This is a genomic window from Mycobacterium sp., from assembly GCF_047975165.1.
Lineage (GTDB): Bacteria > Actinomycetota > Actinomycetes > Mycobacteriales > Mycobacteriaceae > Mycobacterium.
Genome location: NZ_JBKECZ010000127.1, coordinates 1 through 21,557, shown reverse-complemented (window position 1 = coordinate 21,557; position 21,557 = coordinate 1). Strand labels below are relative to the sequence as shown.

Annotated in this window: 19 protein-coding genes and 1 pseudogene; 9 read left to right on the top strand and 11 right to left on the bottom strand. The window is 69.0% G+C overall.

Features of this window, described 5'->3' with window-relative positions; translation table 11 throughout:
- Positions 1–526: pseudogene (locus ACK5M9_RS12785) on the top strand (hypothetical protein); the annotation flags it as partial.
- Between the two features lie 75 nt (positions 527–601).
- On the opposite strand, the gene ACK5M9_RS12780 reads toward ACK5M9_RS12785, so the two are convergent.
- Entirely contained in the window at positions 602–1,708 is a 1,107-nt protein-coding gene (locus tag ACK5M9_RS12780; protein WP_416893542.1) for an AI-2E family transporter, read from the bottom strand.
- 126 nt (positions 1,709–1,834) lie between these two features.
- Here ACK5M9_RS12780 and ACK5M9_RS12775 point away from each other — a divergent pair, with 126 nt between their 5' ends.
- Entirely contained in the window at positions 1,835–3,013 is a 1,179-nt protein-coding gene (locus ACK5M9_RS12775) for a lysylphosphatidylglycerol synthase transmembrane domain-containing protein (protein ID WP_416893541.1), read from the top strand.
- Positions 3,014–3,125: 112 nt separating this feature from the next.
- Positions 3,126–3,992, top strand: a complete 867-nt coding sequence (locus tag ACK5M9_RS12770) for an endonuclease domain-containing protein (protein ID WP_416893540.1) — start codon at positions 3,126–3,128, stop codon at positions 3,990–3,992.
- 148 nt (positions 3,993–4,140) lie between these two features.
- Here the strand turns inward: ACK5M9_RS12770 and ACK5M9_RS12765 are convergent, their stop codons facing one another.
- Positions 4,141–4,554 (bottom strand): type II toxin-antitoxin system VapC family toxin, encoded by a 414-nt coding sequence (locus tag ACK5M9_RS12765; RefSeq protein ID WP_416893539.1) that lies wholly within the window; start codon positions 4,552–4,554, stop codon positions 4,141–4,143.
- Positions 4,555–4,563: 9 nt separating this feature from the next.
- Positions 4,564–4,824 carry a type II toxin-antitoxin system VapB family antitoxin gene (locus ACK5M9_RS12760; protein ID WP_416893538.1) on the bottom strand — a complete coding sequence of 87 codons (261 nt, stop codon included), beginning with the start codon at positions 4,822–4,824 and terminating at the stop codon, positions 4,564–4,566.
- A gap of 244 nt (positions 4,825–5,068) precedes the next feature.
- Here ACK5M9_RS12760 and ACK5M9_RS12755 point away from each other — a divergent pair, with 244 nt between their 5' ends.
- On the top strand, positions 5,069–7,603 hold the full coding sequence (locus ACK5M9_RS12755; RefSeq protein ID WP_416893544.1) for an MMPL family transporter: 2,535 nt from the start codon (positions 5,069–5,071) through the stop codon (positions 7,601–7,603).
- A gap of 4 nt (positions 7,604–7,607) precedes the next feature.
- Positions 7,608–8,111: a helix-turn-helix domain-containing protein gene (locus ACK5M9_RS12750; RefSeq protein ID WP_416893537.1), complete on the top strand. Its 504-nt coding sequence runs from the start codon at positions 7,608–7,610 to the stop codon at positions 8,109–8,111.
- A 19-nt stretch (positions 8,112–8,130) separates the two neighbouring features.
- On the opposite strand, the gene ACK5M9_RS12745 is transcribed toward ACK5M9_RS12750, so the two are convergent.
- Together ACK5M9_RS12745 and ACK5M9_RS12740 are read right to left on the bottom strand one after the other, a co-directional pair.
- Entirely contained in the window at positions 8,131–8,820 is a 690-nt protein-coding gene (locus ACK5M9_RS12745; RefSeq protein WP_416893536.1) for a hypothetical protein, read from the bottom strand.
- Positions 8,817–9,467 (bottom strand): hypothetical protein, encoded by a 651-nt coding sequence (locus ACK5M9_RS12740; protein ID WP_416893535.1) that lies wholly within the window; start codon positions 9,465–9,467, stop codon positions 8,817–8,819. Before ACK5M9_RS12740 ends, ACK5M9_RS12745 begins: the two co-directional genes overlap by 4 nt.
- A gap of 42 nt (positions 9,468–9,509) precedes the next feature.
- On the opposite strand from ACK5M9_RS12740, the gene ACK5M9_RS12735 reads away from it, so the two are divergent.
- A complete protein-coding gene (locus ACK5M9_RS12735) occupies positions 9,510–11,486 on the top strand; it encodes a M13 family metallopeptidase (protein ID WP_416893534.1) in 1,977 nt (658 codons plus the stop codon).
- Positions 11,487–11,519: 33 nt separating this feature from the next.
- On the opposite strand, the gene ACK5M9_RS12730 is transcribed toward ACK5M9_RS12735, so the two are convergent.
- The 3 genes from ACK5M9_RS12730 to ACK5M9_RS12720 all read right to left on the bottom strand — a co-directional run bounded on the left by ACK5M9_RS12730 (position 11,520) and on the right by ACK5M9_RS12720 (position 14,485).
- Positions 11,520–12,536 (bottom strand): L,D-transpeptidase, encoded by a 1,017-nt coding sequence (locus ACK5M9_RS12730; protein ID WP_416893533.1) that lies wholly within the window; start codon positions 12,534–12,536, stop codon positions 11,520–11,522.
- 241 nt (positions 12,537–12,777) lie between these two features.
- Positions 12,778–14,034 carry an MFS transporter gene (locus ACK5M9_RS12725; RefSeq protein WP_416893532.1) on the bottom strand — a complete coding sequence of 419 codons (1,257 nt, stop codon included), beginning with the start codon at positions 14,032–14,034 and terminating at the stop codon, positions 12,778–12,780.
- Positions 14,035–14,143: 109 nt separating this feature from the next.
- On the bottom strand, positions 14,144–14,485 hold the full coding sequence (locus ACK5M9_RS12720; protein ID WP_416893531.1) for a metal-sensitive transcriptional regulator: 342 nt from the start codon (positions 14,483–14,485) through the stop codon (positions 14,144–14,146).
- A gap of 134 nt (positions 14,486–14,619) precedes the next feature.
- On the opposite strand from ACK5M9_RS12720, the gene ilvD reads away from it, so the two are divergent.
- Positions 14,620–16,326 carry a dihydroxy-acid dehydratase gene (ilvD, locus tag ACK5M9_RS12715; protein ID WP_416893530.1) on the top strand — a complete coding sequence of 569 codons (1,707 nt, stop codon included), beginning with the start codon at positions 14,620–14,622 and terminating at the stop codon, positions 16,324–16,326.
- 349 nt (positions 16,327–16,675) lie between these two features.
- Positions 16,676–16,822 (top strand): metallothionein, encoded by a 147-nt coding sequence (locus ACK5M9_RS12710; protein WP_416893529.1) that lies wholly within the window; start codon positions 16,676–16,678, stop codon positions 16,820–16,822.
- A 134-nt stretch (positions 16,823–16,956) separates the two neighbouring features.
- Here the strand turns inward: ACK5M9_RS12710 and ACK5M9_RS12705 are convergent, their stop codons facing one another.
- From ACK5M9_RS12705 to ACK5M9_RS12695, 3 genes are read right to left on the bottom strand one after another with little or no spacing between them, the layout of a single operon-like run.
- Positions 16,957–17,448: a TIGR04338 family metallohydrolase gene (locus ACK5M9_RS12705; protein ID WP_416893543.1), complete on the bottom strand. Its 492-nt coding sequence runs from the start codon at positions 17,446–17,448 to the stop codon at positions 16,957–16,959.
- 29 nt (positions 17,449–17,477) lie between these two features.
- Positions 17,478–18,227, bottom strand: coding sequence for a DUF2786 domain-containing protein (locus ACK5M9_RS12700; protein ID WP_416893528.1), 750 nt, complete (start codon positions 18,225–18,227; stop codon positions 17,478–17,480).
- Positions 18,228–18,282: 55 nt separating this feature from the next.
- Positions 18,283–19,122, bottom strand: a complete 840-nt coding sequence (locus ACK5M9_RS12695) for a lysophospholipase (protein ID WP_416893527.1) — start codon at positions 19,120–19,122, stop codon at positions 18,283–18,285.
- 323 nt (positions 19,123–19,445) lie between these two features.
- On the opposite strand from ACK5M9_RS12695, the gene ACK5M9_RS12690 reads away from it, so the two are divergent.
- On the top strand, positions 19,446–21,557 hold a 2,112-nt coding region (locus ACK5M9_RS12690; protein ID WP_416893526.1), incomplete at its 3' end, for a PE family protein.

The window sequence follows — 21,557 nt, the reverse complement described above, 5'->3', positions numbered from 1 at the left end:
TTCCTCAATTCTTCTCCTCTGGCACCATAGGTACGGCACGCGAGGCTCAGCCAATGAGACCTCATTTCTGGGCCCGGCTCCCCCGGCCGCGGCGGGCCGCGCTGCCGGCCAACCCGGCGGACCGTCCACGGAACCACCGACCACACGACTCACAGCGGCCCAGCTGTTGGGCCCGACGCCGGATGCTTCGGCCGCCGAGACGAAAAAGATCCCCGCCGCGGGCACCCCCGGCCGCCCCGCGGGCAAACCCTCCCCCGCTGCCGACTCCGAGGACAAGACCGTCGCCCTACCGGCGCAGCGCGTCAAGAAGGGCGACGCCGAGCCGGCTACCGAGAAACTCAGCGCACAGGGGCCGAAGGGAACACAGGTGCCACCGGGACAGCAGGGGGCGTCGGAACAGCAGGGGGCGAAGGGAACGCAGGAGTCCCAGGGCAAGCCCACCACGGACACCGGACGCCGGCGCCGCACCGGTGGCGGCGGCGTATCCGCGCAGGATCTGCTACGGCGCGAAGGCCGCCGGATCTAGTCCGGCTATGGCGCGAAGGCCAGGCGGATCCAATCGGGCTACGGCGCGAAGGCCGCCGGATCCAGTCCGGCTCCGTCACCGCCCGGCGTCAGCCTCCGGCACCAGATCCTCGTCGGGAATCTCCTGGGGATCCTCGGCCAGCAACACCTTCATCGCATTGTTCATGAAGGCCACCGACGGCACGGCCAGCAATGCGCCGACGATCCCGGCCAGCACACCGCCCGCGGCAATGGACAGCACCACCGCCAGCGGATGGATCGACACCGCCCGGCCCATCACCAACGGCTGCAGCACATGCGCTTCGAGTTGGTTGACCAGGATGAGCAGTCCGAGCGTGAGCAGCGCGTAGATCACGCCCTTGGCCAGCAGAGCGACGACAACGGCCAGCAGCCCGGAGACCAGGGCACCGATCAGCGGGATGAAGGCGCCCAGGAACACCAGTGAGGCCAGCGGCAGCGCCAGCGGCACACCCATGATCGCCAGCCCGACGCCGACCCCGGCCGCATCGGTGAGCGCGACCAGGAACGTCGCCCGGACATAGCCCGTCAGCGCCCGGTAACCGGCCCGGCCGGCCGGGTCCACCCGCTCGCGCACGTGGGCCGGGATGATCCTGGTGACATACCTCCAGATGTCGCGGCCTCCGTAGAGGAAGAAGATCAGGGTGAACAGCACCAGTACCGCCGCGGTAACCAACTCGGTGACGGTGGCCGCCGTCGACAACGCTCCGGTGGTCAACTTCGCCTGATTGTTGTGGATCGCCTCGATCGCGGCGTTGCCGGCGTTCTCGATCTGTTCGCGACTCAGGTGCGGGGGCCCGTCGATCAGCCAGCTGCGGGTGGAGTCGATGCTGTGCTCGATATGGGTTGCCAGCTCCGGCAATCCGATGACGAATTCGCTGATCACGAACGCCAACAGCCCGCCCAGGACGGCGAAGCCGCTGAGCAGGACCACCGCGACCGCGAGACCCCGGGGCACGTGCCGCTTGGCGGCCCAGTCCACCACCGGCACCAGCAGCGCACTGAACATCAGCGCCAACAGCACCGGAACGACGATGATCTCCAGCTTGCTGACAACCCACAGCAGTGCGACCGCGGCAGCCACGATCACCAGCAGCCGCCATGACCAAGCCGCGACTTTGCGAACCAGCGGGCTCACCGAATCGTCGTCGAAATTCGTCACCACCCGGCAAGCCTAAACCGTGCCCGGGCCCGGGTTCGGCAAACACCGGCGGCACGATCTGGTTACGACCCTGAAACGGTGTGCAAATCAGCTGGCTAACATCGCTACCTGCGCAGCTACCCTGATCCGATGGCCTACGACGCTGCGGCCCGCAATCTTGCGGTACCACCCTTGGGAACACTCCCGGGAAGCACAGGGGCAAACCCGCGCGGCAAGTACTGGTGGGTGCGCTGGGTGGTCCTGGGCGCCGTGGCGGTCGTGCTTGCCGTGGAGATTTCGCTGGCCCGGGATCAGCTGACCAATGCCTGGATGAGCCTGTACCGGGCCAAGTGGTGGTGGCTGGCGGCGGCAATGCTCGCCGCGGCCGCGTCCATGCACAGCTTCGCACAGATCCAGCGCACACTGCTCAAGTCGGCGGGTGTGCACGTCCAGCAGTTGCGTTCGGAGGCGGCGTTCTACGCGGCCAACTCGCTGAGCACCACACTGCCGGGCGGGCCGGTGCTCTCGGCGACGTTCCTGCTGCGCCAGCAACGCATCTGGGGTGCCTCGACAGTGGTGGCGTCGTGGCAGCTGGTGATGTCGGGTGTGCTGCAGGCAGTGGGGCTGGCGGTGCTCGGGTTGGGCGGCGCGTTCTTCCTGGGCGCCAAGAACAGCCCGTTCTCGCTGCTGTTCACCCTCGGCGGATTCATCGCGTTGCTGCTGCTCGCCCAGGCGGTGGCCTCGCGGCCGGAATTGATCGAGGGTATCGGGACCAAGGTGCTGTCCTGGGTGAATTCGCTGCGCGGCAAGCCGGCGATCACCGGGGTGGCCAAGTGGCGCGAGATCCTAATGCAACTCGAATCGGTCAGCCTGGGCCGCCGCGATCTCTCCGTGGCGTTCGGTTGGTCGCTGTTCAACTGGGTCGCCGACGTGGCCTGCCTCGGCTTTGCCGCCTATGCCGCCGGCGACCATGCGTCCATCGCCGGGCTCACGGTTGCCTACGCGGCGGCCAGGGCCGTCGGCACCATTCCGCTGATGCCCGGGGGCCTGCTGATCGTTGAGGCCGTGCTGGTACCCGGGCTGGTATCGGCGGGGATGACGCTGCCCGACGCCATCACCGCGATGCTGATCTACCGGCTGACAAGTTGGTTGTTCATCGCGGCGATCGGCTGGGTGGTGTTCTTCTTCATGTTCCGCACCGACAGGGCCGCCACCTCCTCCGACGACACGCCCACCGACCCGCGAATCCGGGTCCCGGGACTCAGCGCCTACCCGCCGCCCGTTGACTCTGCGCCCATGGCGCAATCACCCCCGTTGACCCTGCACTGAGGGCGCCCCCCACTCGCACTTCTGCGCCACCAGCGCAGAGTCAACGGGGGTGATTGCGCCCTCAGCGCAGAGTGACTTGCGGTATGGGCGCCGGCTGCCACCATGAACGGCCATGGGGCTGGAGATAGGGCAGGAGGAGGAACCGTTCATCGGCAGCGAAGCGCTCGCCGGTGGCCACCTCACCCGCTATGAGCTGCGCCGGTACTACCGCGCGATCATGCCCAACGTCTACCTCGACAAGCGGGTCGAGCCGTCGCTGCGGCAACGAACGTTCGCCGCCTGGCTGTGGTCGCGCCGGCAGGCGGTGATCGCCGGTTCGGCGGCCGCCGCGCTGCATGGGGCCAGGTGGGTCGACGACGAGACGCCGATCGAACTGATCTGGCCCAATGCCAGAGCCCCGCGGGGCGTGGTGACACGCGACGATTTACTGCTCGACGGCGAATCCCAAACCCTGCACGGCCTCACGGTGACCACCCCGGAGCGCACCGCCTTCGACATCGGCAGGCGCGGGGGCAGGGGCCGCGCAGTCCCCAGGCTCGACGACCTCGCTGGGGCCACCCACTTCAAGGTGCGCAACGTCGAAGAACTTGCCGGCAAGCATCGTCACACCAGGGGGCTGCGCCGATTGGAGGCCGTGCTGCACCTCGTCGATGCCGGTGCCCAATCGCCAAAGGAAACCTGGCTGCGGCTGTTGCTCATCGACGCGGGGTTCACCCCACCGCAAACCCAGATCCCGGTGTATGGGCCCGATGGTTCTCCGCGGTACTACCTCGACATGGGCTGGGAGGCCATCATGCTGGCCGTCGAATACGACGGCGAGCAGCATTGGACCAACCCGGCCCAATATGTGTGGGACATCGACCGATTGGACTACCTCCGCCGCGCCGGCTGGACCGTCATCAGGGTGGTGGCCCGCCACCAGCCCGCCGACGTCATCCAGCGGGTACGGCACGCCTGGGACGCCGCCTCTCACCGCTGACTCTGCACGCAGGGCGCCGCCTACTCGCACTTTTGCGCCACCAGCGCAGAATCAACGGGGCGGCCCAGCCCCCTGTACGTTCACCCTGCACCCAGGGCGCCCCCCACTCGCACTTCTGCGCCACCAGCGCAGAGCCAACGGGGACCGCCTACGTGGGCCAATGGCCGACGACCCCGTTGAACTCCAGATCTGTTTGGGTGAAGTCGTTGCCGACGGCCAATAGTGGAGCGCGGCTGACGCGCGCGGCGGCGTAGGTCATGCAATCCCCGAAGTTGAGGCCCGCGGGGTGGCGGCCTTTTCCGTAGGCCAGGAAAGCGCGCTGTGCTTCGACGGCATGTTCCCCGGTGAAGGGGCGCACATCGATGTCGATTTCGCTCTTGAGTCGTTCGAAGATCGTGCGTGCCACCGGTCCGTGGCGCGCGGTGAGCACGATCAGGCATTCGGCGACCGTCGGCGCGGACATCATCGGTCGGGCAGCCTGCGCCAGTGCGGTCGTGACGTCGGTGGTGTGTGGCTTTTCGTCTTGGATCAACGCCACGATGGCGCTGGTGTCGATCATCATCGGAGTGACTCAGACCCCGGTTACGGGGTCGTAGCCAAGGATCTCGGCACGCTCCTGCTTGGTTATCGGGTCGCGATCGCTGAGCAAGGGCCAGATCTCGGTGTGCATGATTTCGAGCAATCGGGCTCGTCGGTCTTCGGCCGCGGAATCCAGTTGTGTCAGCTGACCGCGCAGGGCGTGCCTGATGGCAGCGGTCTTGGTGGTGCGCAGGCGGGCCGCAAGCTCCGCAGCGAGCCGGTCCACCTCGGGGTCCTTGATGTTCAGCGCCATAGGTAGATGGTACCCACCCAAGGAATTTTCTACCGTCGATTTCCGCCGTTGACTCTGCACCAGTGACGCAGTGTCTCCTCCACTGACTCTGCACCAGTGGCGCAAAAGTACGAGTAGGTTGCACCACCAGCGCAGAGTCAACGGGGAAAGTGGGCTACCGGCCCGCGTAGGCTGACCTCGGCCGCGAGGATTTCGCGGGCGCGCCATGCACCGCAAATACGGGAGTCGAACGATCCAGCAGTTCATGATGCGACTCAGCCGCAACCTGCGCAGATTCCGCTGGTTCGTCTTCACCAGCTGGCTGCTCGCGCTGGCCCCAGCGGTGTACCTGGCGATGACGCAGTCCGGCCACCTCACCGGCGGCGGCTTCGAAGTCGCCGGCTCACAGTCGCTGACAGTGCACGACCAGCTCGTCGCCCAGTACCCCGAGCTCGGTGCCTCCCCGCTGGCGCTGGTGGCCGTCCCGCGCGCCGACGCCACGTATCCCGACATCACCGACGCGGTAGCCGAGATGAGACGGATCGCCGGTGAGCTGCCCGGTGTGACGGAGGCGCCCACTCCCACCCAGCGACCGCCCCAGCCCGACCGGCCCTACGTGGTGATGCTGCACCTGGACGCGCGCAATCCCGGCACCAGCGACGTCGCCAAGAAGCTCCGCAAGCGCATCGGCGTCGACGGCGACCGCGCCGGCCAGATCGACAACGGGCGCGTTCACCTCTATGTCATCGGGCAGGGCGCGATCAGCGCAGCCGCCGCGGCCAACACCAAGCACGACATCGCCAAGGCCGAACAGTGGAACCTGCCGATCATCCTGATCGTGCTGCTGGCGGTATTCGGTTCACTGGCCGCCGCGGCGATCCCGCTGGCACTCGGTGTCTGCACGGTCGTGGTCACCATGGGGATCGTCTACCTGCTGTCCATGCACACCACCATGTCAGTGTTCGTGACGTCGACGGTGTCGATGTTCGGTATCGCGCTGGCCGTCGACTATTCGCTGTTCATCCTGATGCGCTACCGGGAGGAACTGCGCACCGGCCGCCGCCCACCGCAGGCCGTGGACGCGGCAATGGTCACCTCGGGGCTGGCGGTGGTGTTGTCCGGAATGACCGTTGTCGCCTCGCTGACCGGCATCTACCTGATCGGCACCCCGGCGCTGAGGTCGATGGCCACCGGCGCGATCCTGGCGGTCGCGGTCGCCATGCTCACCTCGGCCACCCTGACCCCGGCGTTTCTGGCCGGCTTCTCCAGGGCCGCCGCCAGGCGATCGCCCCTGTTGCAGTGGTCGCCACACTCGGACAGCACGGTGTCGCCGTTCTGGACGCGCTGGGTCAACGCGGTGATGCGCCGCCCCTGGATCTCGGCGATCGCGGCTTCGGCCGTTCTGCTGCTGATGGCCCTGCCCGCGACGTCGATGGTGCTGGGCAACAGCCTGCTGCGACAGTTCGATTCCTCCCACGAGATCCGGGCGGGCATGGCGGCGGCCGCGCAGGCACTCGGCCCCGGCGCGCTGGGGCCCGTTCAGGTCCTGGTGGAGTTCCCCGGCGGTGACGTGTCTTCCCCGGATCACACGGCGGCCGTCGAGGCGGTCCGTCAGCGAATGACGCAGGCGCCGGCGGTCGTGTCGGTTGCACCGCCGGAGATCGCCGACGACGACAAGAGTGCCCTGTTGGCGGCGGTGTTGTCGGTGGACCCCGAAGACCTACGCGCCCGGCACACCGTCGACTGGATGCGCTCGCAGTTGCCTGCTGCCGCCGGGGACGCGCACGTCGACGTCGGCGGGGCGACCGCGTTGATCAAGGACTTCGACGACCGGGTTGCCGACACCCAGCCGCTGGTGCTGGGTTTCGTGGCGCTGATCGCCTTCCTGATGCTGCTGGTCTCGGTGCACTCGGTGCTGCTGGCACTCAAGGGTGTGTTGATGACGCTGTTGTCGGTCGCGGCCGCCTACGGAAGCCTGGTGATGGTCTTCCAGTGGGGCTGGCTGCAACAGCTCGGATTCCCGCACCTGACGTCGATAGACAGCACTGTGCCGCCGCTGGTGTTGGCGATGACGTTCGGCTTGTCCATGGACTACGAGATCTTCCTGCTCACCCGGATTCGCGAACGTTTCCTGCGGACCGGCGACACCCGCGACGCGGTGGCCTACGGTGTCAGCACCAGTGCGCGCACCATCACCAGTGCGGCGATGATCATGATCGCGGTGTTCTGCGGCTTCGCCTTCGCGGGCATGCCGCTGGTCGCCGAGATCGGGCTGGCATGTGCGGTTGCGATCGCCGTCGACGCCACCGTGGTGCGGCTGGTGCTGGTGCCGGCACTGATGGCGATGTTCGCCAGGGGCAACTGGTGGATGCCGGGCTGGCTGGACCGGGTGCTGCCGTCGGTCGACGTCGACCGACGGGTGCTTGACGTCGACGTCGGTAAGCGCCCCCGACGCCGGTCCGGCGCCGAAAGGCTGCGTCGCGCGAGTTATCTCATCGTGAGCCGCAACCGCAGCCGCGACTACGCCGACTTCGCTGCCGTCGTGGATGCGGTGGATGCCGTGGAATCCGGGACGGCGGCGGCGATGCTGGCCGGCATGGACGGCCACTACGGTTCTCGGCCGCCCGGCCCGTCGTCACCGCAGGAGCCGATGGTGACGCGACTCGTGCGCCGGCTGGCCGATCCGCGGCCGTGCGACCTCGACGAGGGGTCTGCCGAACCGGAGGCTAGGGCACACTGGGAGGAAATCCGGCAGCGCTGCCTGTCGGTGGCGGTGGCGATGCTGGAACAGGCGAGGTGACGGGTTGGCTGGCGAGCAAGGGCCGGGCGCGGCTGGCGACGCCGATACCGCCGCGCCGGTCGAAGCATGGCCCACCTCCGCCATCCGTGCCGCACTGCTGGGTAGTGACAGCGCCAGTGACACCGGCGGCGACATTGCCACCTGGAGGCGCATAGCCGCCGCACTCATGCGCGACCCCTACGGTCGCACCGCCCGCCAGGTCGAGGAGGTCCTGGCTGCGACCCGCCCCACCGGGATCGCCAACGCCATGCGGGAGCTGCTGCAACGCGCCCGGACCCACCTGGAGGCCGGCGAACGCGCCGAAGTCGCCCGGCACGTGCGGCTGCTGATGGACCGCTCGGGCCTGGGGCAGCGGGAATTCGCCTCCCGCATCGGGGTCACCGCCGAAGACATCGCCGCCTACCTAGACGGAACCGTCAGCCCGCCGGCCCCGCTGATGATCCGGATGCGCAGGCTGGCCGACCGTTGCACGCGGGCCGAGAACGAGCGGTCCGACGGTCCGGCCTAACGGTTCGGCCTGACGCCGCTCAGCGGGCGCCGATCGGCGTCACGTCCTGGGCCAGCCAGTCGTTGCCCCGCTTGGTCAGTGTCACCCGCACGGCGGGTGCGGCCCGGCTCGGGGGCTCGCCCGGCACGGTCTGGGTGACCCGCAGGATCACCGCGACACTGGCAACCGACGGCCCGAGAGCCTCGACGCCGGCCGCCAGCGTGGCCGCCTCGGCGGTGACCTTGCGGGCCAGCAAATCGGCGCTGGACTTGGTGTACTCCTCTTTGAACTTGTCCGCCCGCTCGCTCACCATCATCGAGGCGGCGCGATCGGCCGACGCTCCGGGATCCGCGGGCGAGAACGACGCAACCGCCTCGGCGACGCTGGTGGCAACCTGCACGACCTCGGTCGAGTCCCGTTTGAAGCCGTTGTCCTCGGTGGTCCAGTGGGTGTATCCGATCGCCACCGCCGCGCACAGGGCAACGGCGGCCAGGCACGTCACCGCCAGGCGCAGCACCGGACCGTCGTCATCGGTCCCGACGGTGACCGCGTCGCGGCGCAACAGCCAGAAGTTGACGATCATGCCCTCAAGGACCAGCACCGCCAGCGCGGCGGCGACGGCCACCCACCACCGCGGCCAGGCGAGCACCCCCCCGATGCCGGCCAGTGCGGCGAAAACCGCCAGCGGCGCCAGGATGTCGAAAACCGCAAGCCGCCACACGTTTCTCATCGGATCGACTCCAGGTGGGAGATCATCAGGTTGCCGTCCACGTCCGAGACGTCCAGGCGCAGGTTCCAGTGCACCGTCTGAGGCTTGGCGCCGGCCTTCTCGGCGATCGACGTCGCCACCAGCATCACCGAATCGGTCCGGGTGGCGAACGCGGGCAGCTCGGTGGTCACCACGGTTCGCGGGGATCCCGGCACGCTATCGAGGTCGCGGCGCAACGTGTCGATCGCCACGGCCTGGATCTGGCCGGTGCTGTGGGCTTGCAGCTTGTCCACCACCTGCTTGTACGGCTGCATGGTGGCCTCGAAGTCGGTGTTCAGTTGGCCGACGGTGCCGTCCTGCAGGCGTTGCAGGCTGGCATCGATGTTTTCGGTGTTCATATTGATCAGCACGTCCGCCCATTCGGCGGCCGCCGCCATCACCCGGGACAGGTAGACGCGTTCACCGGAGTCGTGACGGTGGGTGGTCCAGATGAGCCCCCCGAAAACCAGTGCCGCGACGCAGACGAGTCCCAGCACCGCCGAGGCGATGCCATAGCCGGAGAACACGCCGCCTTCGTCGGCGTCCGGAGCCGCGCTGGTGTTTTCCGGCTCTTGGGGTGCGGTCGCTTCGCTGTCCGCCGGGGTGTCGGTGTCATGCTGGTCAGCCATGGCCCGATCGTCGCACCCGCACGCGGATGCAAGGATGGCGGGGTGACAGCAGAGGCCATCCGCTCGGGAATCGACCTGAGCCACGTCGACACCGCGGCCCGCCCCCAAGACGACCTCTTCGGCCACGTGAACGGCCGGTGGCTGCGCGACTACGTCATCCCCGCCGACCGTGCGACAGACGGCGCCTTCCGCACGCTGTTCGACCGCGCCGAGGAACAGGTGCGCGACCTCATCGACGAGGCCGGCCGGAGCCAGGCGGCACCGGGCACCGACGAACAGCGCATCGGCGACCTGTACGCGAGCTTCCTCGACGAGGACGCCCTCGAGCGGCGCGGACTGCAGCCGCTGCATGACGAACTCGCCGGCATCGACGACGCCGCCGACCACGATTCGCTGGCCGCCGCACTCGGGGCGTTGCAGCGCACCGGCGTCGGCGGCGGTGTGGGAATCTACGTCGACACCGACTCCAAGGACTCCAGCCGCTACCTGGTGCACTTCAGCCAATCGGGTATCGGCCTACCCGACGAGTCCTACTACCGCGACGAGCAGCACGCCGAGGTGCTGGCGGCTTATCCGGGCCACATCGCCACCATGTTCGGCCTGGTGTTCGGCGGCGACCACGCCGGTACCGCGGCCCGCATCGTCACCCTGGAAAGCAAATTGGCCGCCGCCCACTGGGACGTGGTCAAACGCCGCGACGCCGAATTGTCTTACAACCTGCGCACGTTGGCCGACGTGCAGACCGAGGGCGCGGGCTTCGACTGGGCCGGCTGGGCCGCCGAGCTGGGCGCTACGCCGACCACTCTTGCGGAACTCATTGTGCGCCAGCCGGATTACCTGTCGTCTTTCGCGCAGTTGTGGCGCGACGGCGACCTCGAAGACTGGAAGAACTGGGCGCGCTGGCGCCTGATCCGCGCCCGGGCCCCCTGGATGACCAAGGAACTCGTCGATGCCGACTTCGACTTCTACGGCCGCCGGCTGACCGGCACGGAAACGATCCGGGACCGCTGGAAGCGCGCGGTCGCCCTGGTGGAGACCTTGATGGGCGACGCCGTCGGAAAACTCTACGTGGACAAGCACTTTCCGCCCGACGCCAAGGCGCGGATCGATGCCCTGGTGGACAACCTGCGGGAGGCCTACCGGATCAGCATCGGTGAACTGGACTGGATGACTCCGCAGACCCGGGAACGCGCGCTGGCCAAGCTGGCCAAGTTCACCGCCAAAGTGGGTTATCCCGCCGCGTGGCGGGACTATTCCGCGCTGCTCATCGACCGCGACGACCTCTACGGCAATTTCCGGCGCGGCTACGCGGTCAACCACGACCGCGAACTGGCCAAGCTCGGCGGCGAGGTCGACCGGGACGAATGGTTCATGACACCCCAGACCGTCAACGCCTATTACAACCCGGGCATGAACGAGATCGTCTTCCCCGCGGCGATCCTGCAGCCGCCGTTCTTCGACGCCGAATCCGACGACGCCGCCAACTACGGCGGTATCGGCGCGGTGATCGGACACGAAATCGGGCACGGCTTCGACGATCAGGGCTCCAAGTACGACGGCGACGGCAACCTGGTCGACTGGTGGACCGACGACGACCGCGCCGAGTTCGCCGCCCGCACCAAGATGCTGATCGAGCAGTACGAGGCGTACGCGCCACGCGGACTCGACGGCGGCCACCACGTCAACGGCGCCTTCACCGTCGGCGAGAACATCGGAGACCTGGGCGGGTTGTCGATTGCCCTGCAGGCTTACCGGTTGTCGCTGGACGGCCGGGCGGCGCCGGCCATCGACGGCCTTTCCGGCGTGCAGCGGGTGTTCTTCGGCTGGGCCCAGGTGTGGCGGACGAAATCCCGGGACGCCGAGGCGATCCGGCGCCTGGCGGTGGACCCGCACTCACCGCCGGAGTTTCGCTGCAACGGCGTGGTGCGCAACGTCGACGAGTTCTATCGGGCGTTCGACGTCACCGCCGACGACGAGCTGTTCCTGGACCCGGGCAGCCGGGTGCGCATCTGGAATTGAGACCACCGGGGGCGCGCCTGGAACCCAGGCGGGTCAGATCTGCCAGTCCTGGGCGCCGTCGGGCTTGTTGTAGATGCCCACGGAGTTCTTCACCACCACTGGGTCGCCGCTGCCGAAGTTGTCGAAGAACCATTTCGCATTGGCCGGGCTCAGGTTGATGCAGCCGTGGCTGACGTCGCGTTTGCCCTGGTCTGCCACCGACCAGGGGGCGCCGTGGACGAAGTTGCCGCTGTTGTCGATGCGCACCGCATCCTTGACCGTCACCTTGTAGCCGTAGGTCGAGTTGATCGGCACCCCGTAGGTCGAGGAGTCCATGACCACCGTGGGCATCTTCTCCAGCACGTAGTAGGTGCCGTTGGCCGTCTGGTGACCACCGGCGGCCATGCCCATCGAAATCGGGAACGTCTGCACCACGGTACCGTTGCGGGTGATCGTCATCTGGTGGGTGGCGTCGTCGGCGGTCGCGATCAATGAATCGCCGGTGCGGAAGCTCGACCTGGTGCCGGCGGCGTCGATGTTGACCGCGGTGTTGGGCGGCCAGAACTGCAGCGGCCGCCAGCGCACCTGACTGGGGGTCATCCAGTAGAACTTGCCCGCCACCGGCGGGATCGACGAGATGTGGATGGCTTGTTGGGCCAGCTGGCGGTCGCCGATCGGCACCGCGAAGTTGATGATGATCGGTTTCGCCACCCCCACCATGGCGCCGTTGACCGGGTTGAACGAGGGCGGCCGGAAGGGCGGTTCGCCGACGAACGGGGTGTTGTCCTGCCCGGGCGGGGCGGGGCCGTCCGCAAACGGCACTGCCGGCGGGAAGCCCGGCTGCCCGAACGGGTCGGGCGGCGGCGGAGCGGCAAACGGTTCGGGCGGCGGTGCGAACGGGTCGGGCGGCGGCTGGTGGACCGGGTCGATGACGGCGCCCGGGTCGACGGGCACATTGTCCGGGTCCGCCGAAGCCGGCCCGGCTCCGACCACCAGCACCGCGGCTACGCCGAGCGCGTTGAGAGCGGCGACCAGGCTTCCCCTGGACATGCCTCCCGGCCAGCGCAGCATTGTCGTTTCCCTCCGATTACCAATTCCACACCAGTGTGGCACAGCGCGGCTCGTGACGGGCCTTCCCGCGAGGTCGCCACGCCCGTCGCCGTGCCGAATTCACGCGGTTGACCTGCGGTGTCAGCCGTCCTGTGAGATTGGCCTGCCGGCGGTCCCGCGGGCCCCGCCGGACTTCGGGCACGGTCGCTTACTCGCGAGCGTAACGCCACTGCGAAATCCGGGGCGTGAAATCGCAGCCCCGTTACGCTCGCGAACGACCCGCGGCCGCCTGCCCCGGCGCATCCACGATGCGGCGGATACCGGTCATCGCCAGCAGCGCCGCCCCCATCAAAGCCGCCGAGGCGGTCAGCATCATCGCCACGCCGCCGCGTTCCAGCAGCAGGCCGCCCGCCAGCGGGCCGCCCATGATGCCCACCTGGAATGCCGTCACGTACATCCCCGAGGCGCCGTCGGGGTCGTCGGCGCCGTGTCGCATCGCCGCAGCCTGCAGCATCGGCGGCAGCGGGGTGGCCATGGCGCCCCACAGCACGATGGCGCAGGTCGCCATCACCGATGCCGTCACCGCCGAGTGCCGCCCTTCGGGGGCAATGGCGCCCAGTAGCGCAAAGGCAGTCGTCAGCCCGGCCATGCAGGAGATGATCGCCCCCTTGGGTCGGCGGTCGAGTGGCCGCGCCACCACCACCAGGGCCAGCATTCCGGCGGTGCCGTAGGCGGCCAGCACCCAGGCGACGTTGGGTCCGTTCACGCCGACGACCTCGTGGATGATCCGCTCGATGTAGGTGTAGGACACGAAGTGGCCGGTGACGCCGACCATGGTGATCAGGCTGATCAGGATCAGCTCCCGGTTGCGGTGATGGGTCGACCGCCGGCCGACGTGCCGCAATTGGTCGTCACTGAGTGCCATCTCGGGCAGCAGCAGCCGGGCGGCCACGGCGACTGCGGCGGCCGCGGCGGTGATACATGCCACGGCCATCCGCCAGCTGCCGATCAGGCTCAGGGCTGCTGTCAGCGGGCTGCCGACCACCAGGGTGAGGCTGGTGCCGATATAGATCGACATGGTCGCCCGCCCGGCGTGACTCGGTGGCACCAGACGGGTGGCCATCGGTGCGATCACCGACAGCAGCAGACCGTGAGTGACCGCGCACAGCACCCGGCCGCCGACCAGCACGGCGAGGTTGGGCGCCAGTGCCGAGATCAGCTGCGAGGTCGTCAGGCACGCCAGGCTCACCAGCAGGGCCCGCCGGCGCGGCCAGTGTGCGGTCCAGCGCACCAGCGGAACCGTGGTCAGCATGGCGACCAGAGCGTAGGAGGACACCAGCGTCCCCACCCAGAAGTCGTCGACGCCAAGATCTTTCGTCATCGCCGACAGCGCCCCGACCGGGAACAGCTCGGCGGTGACGTAGATGAAGGCCGCCGAGGCCAGCACCGTCAACTGAACCGCGACCCGTGGTGTCCACGTTCGCGTACCGGTGACGACGGTTCCAGGTTCGGCAGTCATGGTGTTGTGGCGGCGCGACCACCGGCTGGCCCGCCGAGACGATCACGCTGCATTCACCGTACGCAAGCCGGGCGCGGCCGCATGCGGCACCACCGCCCAACACGGCAGGTCAGGAACGAACGAGGCGGGCGATCGCAGCCGAGGCCTCTGCCAGCTTCTCGTCGGCCTCGGGGCCGCCGTCGGCCACCGCCCTTGTGACGCAATGGCTCAGGTGCTCGTCGAGCAGGTTCAGCGCGACCGACCGCAGGGCGCTGTTGGCGGCGCTGATCTGGGTGAGGACGTCGATGCAGTACTTGTCCTCTTCGATCATGCGCGCGATGCCGCGCACCTGGCCCTCGATGCGTCGCAGCCGCTTTGCGTGATTGTCCTTCTGCTCCGCGTATCCGTGCGGTGGCGCCGGCGCGTGCGGCGCCGTTTCGTGTGGCGCGGTCGTTTCGTGTGCAGCGGTCATCTGTGGCTACCCTCCCAAACCGGCGGGGCGAACGGGGCGTCTCGCATGGTAGGCCATTGTATACCCTAGTGGGGTATATCGGCCATATGTCACCGGATTTTGGCGCGGTGCCGCCCCAACCGCATACTTGCACGATGCCCTCAGCCAGCGATCACGCCGACATCAAGCCCCGCAGCCGTGACGTCACCGACGGCCTGGAGAAAGCCGCCGCCCGCGGCATGCTGCGAGCCGTGGGGATGGGCGACGAAGATTTCGCCAAGGCCCAGATCGGGGTGGCCTCTTCCTGGAACGAGATCACCCCGTGCAACCTCCCCCTAGACCGGCTCGCCAAGGCGGTGAAGGAAGGCGTGTTCGCCGCCGGCGGCTACCCGCTGGAGTTCGGCACCATCTCGGTTTCCGACGGCATCTCCATGGGCCACGAGGGCATGCACTTCTCCCTGGTGTCGCGGGAGGTGATCGCCGACAGCGTCGAAACCGTGATGCAGGCCGAGCGCCTGGACGGATCGGTGCTGCTGGCCGGATGCGACAAGTCGCTGCCCGGGATGCTGATGGCCGCCGCCCGGCTCGACCTGGCTTCGGTGTTCCTCTACGCCGGATCGATCCTGCCGGGAGTGGCCAAGCTGTCCGACGGCAGCGAGCGCGAGGTCACCATCATCGACGCGTTCGAGGCCGTCGGCGCCTGCTCGCGCGGGTTGATGAGCCGCGACGACGTCGACGCCATCGAACGCGCGATCTGCCCCGGGGAGGGCGCCTGCGGCGGCATGTACACCGCCAACACCATGGCCAGCGCCGCCGAGGCCCTGGGCATGTCACTGCCGGGCAGCGCCGCACCGCCGGCGACCGACCGGCGCCGGGACGGGTTCGCCCGGCGCAGCGGTCAAGCGGTCGTGGAGTTGCTGCGCCGCGGCATCACCGCCCGGGACATCCTGACCAAGGAGGCCTTCGAGAACGCGATCGCGGTGGTGATGGCGTTCGGCGGCTCCACCAACGCGGTGCTGCATCTGCTGGCCATCGCCCACGAAGCCGAAGTCGAGTTGTCGCTGGACGACTTCAGCAGGCTCGGCGCGCGGGTGCCGCACCTGGCCGACGTCAAACCCTTCGGCCAGCACGTGATGTCGGATGTCGATCACATCGGCGGGGTGCCGGTGATCATGAAGGCGCTGCTGGATGCGGGCCTGCTGCACGGCGAATGCCTGACGGTGACCGGCGCAACCGTCGCGGAGAATCTGGCGGATGTCGCCCCGCCCGACCCGGACGGCAAGGTGCTGCGCGCGTTGGACAACCCGATCCACCCCACCGGCGGCATCACCATCCTGCGCGGGTCGCTGGCGCCGCAGGGAGCGGTGGTCAAGTCGGCCGGTTTCGATTCGGACGTTTTCGAGGGCACCGCCAGGGTGTTCGACGGCGAACGGGCCGCGCTCGACGCCCTGGAGGACGGCACCATCACCAACGGCGATGCGGTGGTGATCCGCTACGAGGGCCCCAAGGGTGGCCCGGGGATGCGCGAGATGCTGGCTATCACCGGCGCCATCAAGGGCGCCGGGCTGGGCAAGGACGTGTTGTTGTTGACCGACGGCCGGTTCTCCGGTGGAACGACCGGCCTGTGTGTGGGCCACATCGCCCCGGAGGCCGTCGATGCCGGGCCGATCGCGTTCCTGCACGACGGCGACCGGATCCGGTTGGACGTGGCTCATCAGAGTCTCGACGTCCTGGTCGACCCCGGCGAATTCGAGGCGCGCCAGGTCGGGTTCACTCCCCCGCCGTCGCGCTACAAGACCGGGGTGCTGGCCAAATACGTCAAACTGGTCGGGTCGGCCGCCAACGGCGCGGTCTGCGGGTAGTCGGCGGCGCCACCCGGGAGCCCCGGGATCCGGTCGAGCGGCCACGCCCGGTCGAGCGAGCTCTGCATCAGCCGCATTCCAGCCGTTGGACGTGAATCGTTGGCGTTGACTGTGAACCCTCAACGCCACGGCCTCGGGCACCTCTGCACACATCGCACCTCTGGACCCAGGGGTGGTCGTGGCCCAACCCTCCACGCCACGGCCTCGGACAGCCCGCAGCGTTCACGGTTCCCGGATTCACATCCAGCGGACACGAAAGAACCCCTTTACTGTGTACCCCTATGGGGTATAGTCTGTGGTGCAGGTATCCACGGGGCGTCGGCCCCAACAAGTTGGAGGTGTTATTCGAATGACCACTCACGAAGCCGGAACCGTCCTGAGCTGTGGCCACGAAGGCTGCGGCTGCCGCGTTCGCATCGAGGTCCCGTGCCACTGCTCGGGAGCAAGCCAGGCTTACCGCTGCACCTGCGGCGACGACTTGACGCCCGTCAAGTAGTCTAGGCGGCATTGGCCGCACGCTCGGGTGGGTAGCGCCTCGCCCGAGCGTGTGGCCAACCAGCTGCGTGGCAGGCCTCTCGCCGCCACGCGCCCGTCACCAAACCCCAATCCGCCATTCCCCCGGGCGCAACCTCACCGCACCCCCTCCTTCGCATACACCACCCGCAGCACATAGCCCGCCTCGGGGCCCATCACCAACGCCGTCAGTGTGCACATCGTCGATACAAAGTCCGGGCCGTGCGGCGGCAGCACCGAACATAGATGGTGTGCCAGCTCGTGCAACACCACCAATTCGCGCAACGCCCACCCGGCGGCATCCCGGTCCGGCACCGCGATCGTCCCCACACCGTCGCGGTATTCATAGTGCGCAGCGGTAGCCCCACGCCGAGCCCGCACCCGCAGGGGCGCGGTCCCGGGCCACTGCCTGCACACCATCGGCAAAGCGAGCACGTCGTCGACATAGCGGCGCACCGACTCGACCGACGCGAACCGGCCCTCCGGGGGCAGCGTCAGCTGCGTGCCGAAGAACTCCACACTGCGCATCCCGTGCTCGGCGGCACGGTTGAACACCGTCCGGACGAATGCCTCGGCGGCATATACCTTTGCCCGCTGGGCATCCCTAATGGACGAGCCGGCGGCCGAAGTCCCCTCGATCACCGCCCCAGCGCGGTCCGCGACCCCGGCAACTCAGGACTGTGGCCGAGTCGCGCCCGTCGCCCAGCCCGATCACCCGCGTGTCGGGCCGCCGACGAATATCCCGCCGACGCCCTACTGGCCCGCCAGGTTCCCCGGGCCTTCGAGGCGCGGCGGTAGTAGTCGGTGAGCTCGAGTTCCTTGTTCCGCAAAGCGATAGCGGTGCCCGGCGCACGCTCACGATCCCGGGACACTTCCTGCCTGGCCTGCTCACGGGCCTCGGCCAGCCGCTGGCCTACCCGGGCCCCGAAGGCGAGCTGGAAATTGAGCCTGGCGGTGATCGTCGGCGTCGGCCGATGGGCACCGGTGGCCAGGTAGGCATCCGAGGCCCGGACCATCTGCACAACCAGGCTGGCGTAGAGCGCATGTGCTGCGTCGATGTCCTCGGCGAACCCGTAGGCATACAGGAACGCCGAATTCGTCGCGATGTCGCAGCGCACGTCGTTCGCCGAGGCGATCAGCACGAACAGCTGCACATAGGTGCGCAGCCCTCGGGTGCCCGCCGTGCCGATGGTGATGGTGCGCTGGGTGGGGGCCTGCGCGGGCGACCGGGTCGCCGAATGGGAACGCGCCACCGCCAAGTCGATGGACGCGGCCGTCGCCAACCGCTGGGCGGCACTTAGGAAGGCGTCAGCTTCGTGAGGGTTGTCGGTGCCCTCGGCCTGGCGTAGCAGTGCCGAAATACGGGACAGCATCTTGTCGTCGGTCATGCCGCCAAACTAACGCAGCGGTACGACATGTCCGGTTCGATCCACGCCGGGTACTTCACAGCCGCAGGTTCATCCACGAAATCATCTGGTTGAGCACCCGATCCTGTTCGGGCTCGTTGAGCACCTCGTGATACAGCCCCGGGTACTCCTTGAGTTCCACATCTGCCGAGCCGACGCACTCGGCCAGCCGCCGACTGCCCTCGATGGGGACCAGCGTGTCACCGGTACCGTGCACGACCAGCAGCGGCGAGGTCAACGCCGGCGCCCGCTGCGGCATCGTCTGGCCCACGTGCAGCAACACCCGGCCGATGCCGGCCGGCACCTTCCCGTGATACACTAGCGGGTCGGTGTTGTAGGCCGCCACCACCTCGGGATCGCGTGAAATGGCGTTGAAGTCCAGAGCCTGCACCGGCAGGCCGGGTGCCACCACGCCGAGCACCTTGGCGGCCACCGCCACCACCCCGGGCACCATGTCCTGCGCGGCGACCGCTGGCGCCGACAACACCATCAGGTCGTAGTTGTCCGGGCGCTCGACACCGTAGGCGAAGGCGATCGCACCACCCATGCTGTGCCCGAGCACGATGCGCTTGCATCCCGGATTCTCCCGGGCGGCGATGCCCATCACCGTGTCGAGGTCGCCGGTGAACTCCGAGATGTCCTTGACCAACACCCGCTTGCCGCCCGAACGGCCGTGGCCGCGGTGATCGAGGGCGTAGGTGATCAGCCCGGCCTCTCCCAGCCGCTTGGCGACATGGTCGTAGCGGCGGGCGTGCTCGCCGAAGCCGTGGGCCAGCACCACCACCGCGCGAGAAGGCACATCCGGCGTCCACACGTCGTAGACGATGCGCACGCCGCCGATCCCGTCGAAGCTGTGTTCAGCGCGGGTGGTAGTCATCACCTGGCAGCTTACGGGCTCCCCGGAGGCGGCCGCGCAACAGCTGCGGCGCGGTCCCGGTGCCACCGCAGCTCAACTACCCCGACTTCGTGATCGAGGTCGGTGGGTGGCTCAGATGATCGCCGGCGGGTCCTGCGGGTTCTGCCGGCGAATCCGATGGCGGCCATCGACTGACAGTAGAAGATCCGTGACAGTTTCCTGCCAAAAGCCTGTGAAATTCGCAGAAGTCCTACTTCGGACGCAGTTTCTGGGCGATACTTGCCGTAAACCGACATCTGCAGCCTGTTGGTTGTGCCGTGCGACCTCCAAGGATAAAACCGATCATGTCCTACGCTGTTGTTTCCGCTGATGTGTTGGCTGCTGCGGCCGCGCAGGTGGCGGGTATCGGTGCGGCACTCGATGAGGCTAGTGCCGCTGCGGCGTCGGCGACGACGGGTCTGGCTGTCGCGGGGGCTGATGAGGTGTCGGCGGCGGTGGCGGCGGTGTTCGGGGAGTTTGGGCTGGCGTATCAGGGTGTGGCCGCGCAGGTGGCGGGGTTTCAGCAGCAGTTTGTTGCCTCGCTGGCGGGTGCGGGGGCGTTGTATTCGGGTGCGGAGGCGTTGTCGGCGGAGTCGATGGCCGAGCAGATTCTCGCGCCGATCAATGACCCGTTTGTGACCTATACCGGGCGGCCGTTGATCGGTGATGGCGCCGATGGGACCGCAGGCAGTGTGAACGGGCAGGCGGGGGGCTGGCTGTATGGCGATGGGGGTGACGGGTATTCCCAGACCGCCGCCGGTGCGGCCGGGGGTGCCGGGGGTGCGGCGAGCCTGATCGGCCGGGGCGGGGCCGGGGGTGCCGGGGGTGTGGGTGGGGCCGGGGGTGCCGGTGGTAACGCGGGCTGGCTGTACGGCCAAGGGGGTGCCGGTGGGGCCGGCACGTTCGGCGGTAACGGCGGTAACGCCGGTCTGCTGGGGTCCGGTGGTGCCGGTGGCGCCGGGGCCCTTCAGGGCAACGGCGGCCACGGTGGTGTGGGTGGCAGAGGCGGGTTCTTCTATGGCGATGGTGGGGCCGGGGGCGGTGCGGGGGCCGGCGGTAGCGGGGGGGCCGGGGGTAGTGCGTGGCTGTTGGGCGCCGGTGGCGCCGGCGGCGACGCGGGTGCCGGTAGCGGTACTGGCGGTAACGGCGGTAACGCAGGTTTTGTTTTCGGTGACGGCGGCAACGGCGGCACCGGCGGGGCCGGTGGCGGCGGCAACGGTGGTAACGGGGGCTTCTTTCTCGGTGCCGGCGGCAACGGCGGTGACGGCGGGGGCGGCGGGGCCGACGGCGCCGATGGTGTCGCCGGGACTCCGGGCACCGCGGCTAATCCAGATGGCACCGATGGCACTGACGGCGGCGACGGCGGCAGCGGGGCCGGGGGCCGCGGCGGTGACGGCGGAGCCGGGGGGTTGCTGTTCGGCAAGGGCGGTAACGGCGGCAACGGCGGCGGTGGTGGCGGTAACGCCGGTAACGGCGGCGCTGGTGGGGCCGGGTGGACCAACGACGGCACCGGTAGCGGGGATGACGGCGGCAACGGCGGTAAGGGCGGCAACGGCGGTGACGCCGGTACCGGCAGTGGCGGGGCCGGGGGGGCGGCCGGACGCAGCGGCTGGTTCGCCGGGCCGGCGTTGGCTGGCGCCGAGGGTTTCGGAACCGGCGGCGGTAACGCGGGCAACGGTGGCCAGGGCGGGGCCGGCGGTGACGCTATCGGGACCGGGGTCGGCGGTAACGGCGGGACGGGCGGCAACGGCGGAAACGCGACCACGGCCAGTGACATCGATACCCAGGGCGGCCAGGGTGGTAACGGCGGGGCTCGTGGTGCCGGGGCCGGTGGCGGGGCTGACGGCAATGGTGGTAGCGGCGGTAACGGCGGCAACGCCTCTACCGCGGGTAGCGGGCAAGCGATTGCCGGTGCGGGCGGGCAGGGCACCGACGGTGCCAGTGGCGGTAACGGCGGAAACGGCGGCACCGCGACTAGCACCGGCGCCGGGGCCGCCGTGGCCGGGGCGGCCGGCGCCGGCGGGCAGGGCACCGACGGGGCCGGCGGCAATGGCGGCATCGGCGGCAGTGCCCAGGTCCTCGACTCCACCTCCACCCTGGACGCGGTCGGCGCCGTCGGTGGCGCCGCGGGCACCGGAACCACCGACGGCGGCGTCGGCGGCAACGGCGGTGACGCGGTCAACTCCGGCCTCGGTGCGGCTACCGCCGGCAACGGCGCCGCCGGCAACACCGGCGGCACCGGGGACGGCGGCGCAGGCGGCCTAGGCGGCAACGCCACCATCACCCACACCACCTCAACCCAAAACGCCCAGGGCGGCACCGGCGGCGCAGGCGGCATCTCGACCGACGGCAAAGGCGGCGCCGGCGGCCACGGCGGCAACGCGGGGACCGCCGGCCTCGGTGCGGCCCCCGGCGGC

Bases quoted from the DNA above. Each gene is read 5' to 3' on its own strand.
- ACK5M9_RS12775 (WP_416893541.1), top strand. From the start codon at position 1,835: ATGGCCTACGACGCTGCGGCCCGCAATCTTGCGGTACCACCCTTGGGA.
- ACK5M9_RS12770 (WP_416893540.1), top strand. From the start codon at position 3,126: ATGGGGCTGGAGATAGGGCAGGAGGAGGAACCGTTCATCGGCAGCGAA.
- ACK5M9_RS12765 (WP_416893539.1), bottom strand. From the start codon at position 4,554: ATGATGATCGACACCAGCGCCATCGTGGCGTTGATCCAAGACGAAAAG.
- ACK5M9_RS12760 (WP_416893538.1), bottom strand. From the start codon at position 4,824: ATGGCGCTGAACATCAAGGACCCCGAGGTGGACCGGCTCGCTGCGGAG.
- ACK5M9_RS12755 (WP_416893544.1), top strand. From the start codon at position 5,069: ATGATGCGACTCAGCCGCAACCTGCGCAGATTCCGCTGGTTCGTCTTC.
- ACK5M9_RS12745 (WP_416893536.1), bottom strand. From the start codon at position 8,820: ATGAGAAACGTGTGGCGGCTTGCGGTTTTCGACATCCTGGCGCCGCTG.
- ACK5M9_RS12740 (WP_416893535.1), bottom strand. From the start codon at position 9,467: ATGGCTGACCAGCATGACACCGACACCCCGGCGGACAGCGAAGCGACC.
- ACK5M9_RS12730 (WP_416893533.1), bottom strand. From the start codon at position 12,536: ATGCTGCGCTGGCCGGGAGGCATGTCCAGGGGAAGCCTGGTCGCCGCT.
- ACK5M9_RS12725 (WP_416893532.1), bottom strand. From the start codon at position 14,034: ATGACTGCCGAACCTGGAACCGTCGTCACCGGTACGCGAACGTGGACA.
- ACK5M9_RS12720 (WP_416893531.1), bottom strand. From the start codon at position 14,485: ATGACCGCTGCACACGAAACGACCGCGCCACACGAAACGGCGCCGCAC.
- ilvD (WP_416893530.1), top strand. From the start codon at position 14,620: ATGCCCTCAGCCAGCGATCACGCCGACATCAAGCCCCGCAGCCGTGAC.
- ACK5M9_RS12710 (WP_416893529.1), top strand. From the start codon at position 16,676: ATGACCACTCACGAAGCCGGAACCGTCCTGAGCTGTGGCCACGAAGGC.
- ACK5M9_RS12700 (WP_416893528.1), bottom strand. From the start codon at position 18,227: ATGACCGACGACAAGATGCTGTCCCGTATTTCGGCACTGCTACGCCAG.
- ACK5M9_RS12695 (WP_416893527.1), bottom strand. From the start codon at position 19,122: ATGACTACCACCCGCGCTGAACACAGCTTCGACGGGATCGGCGGCGTG.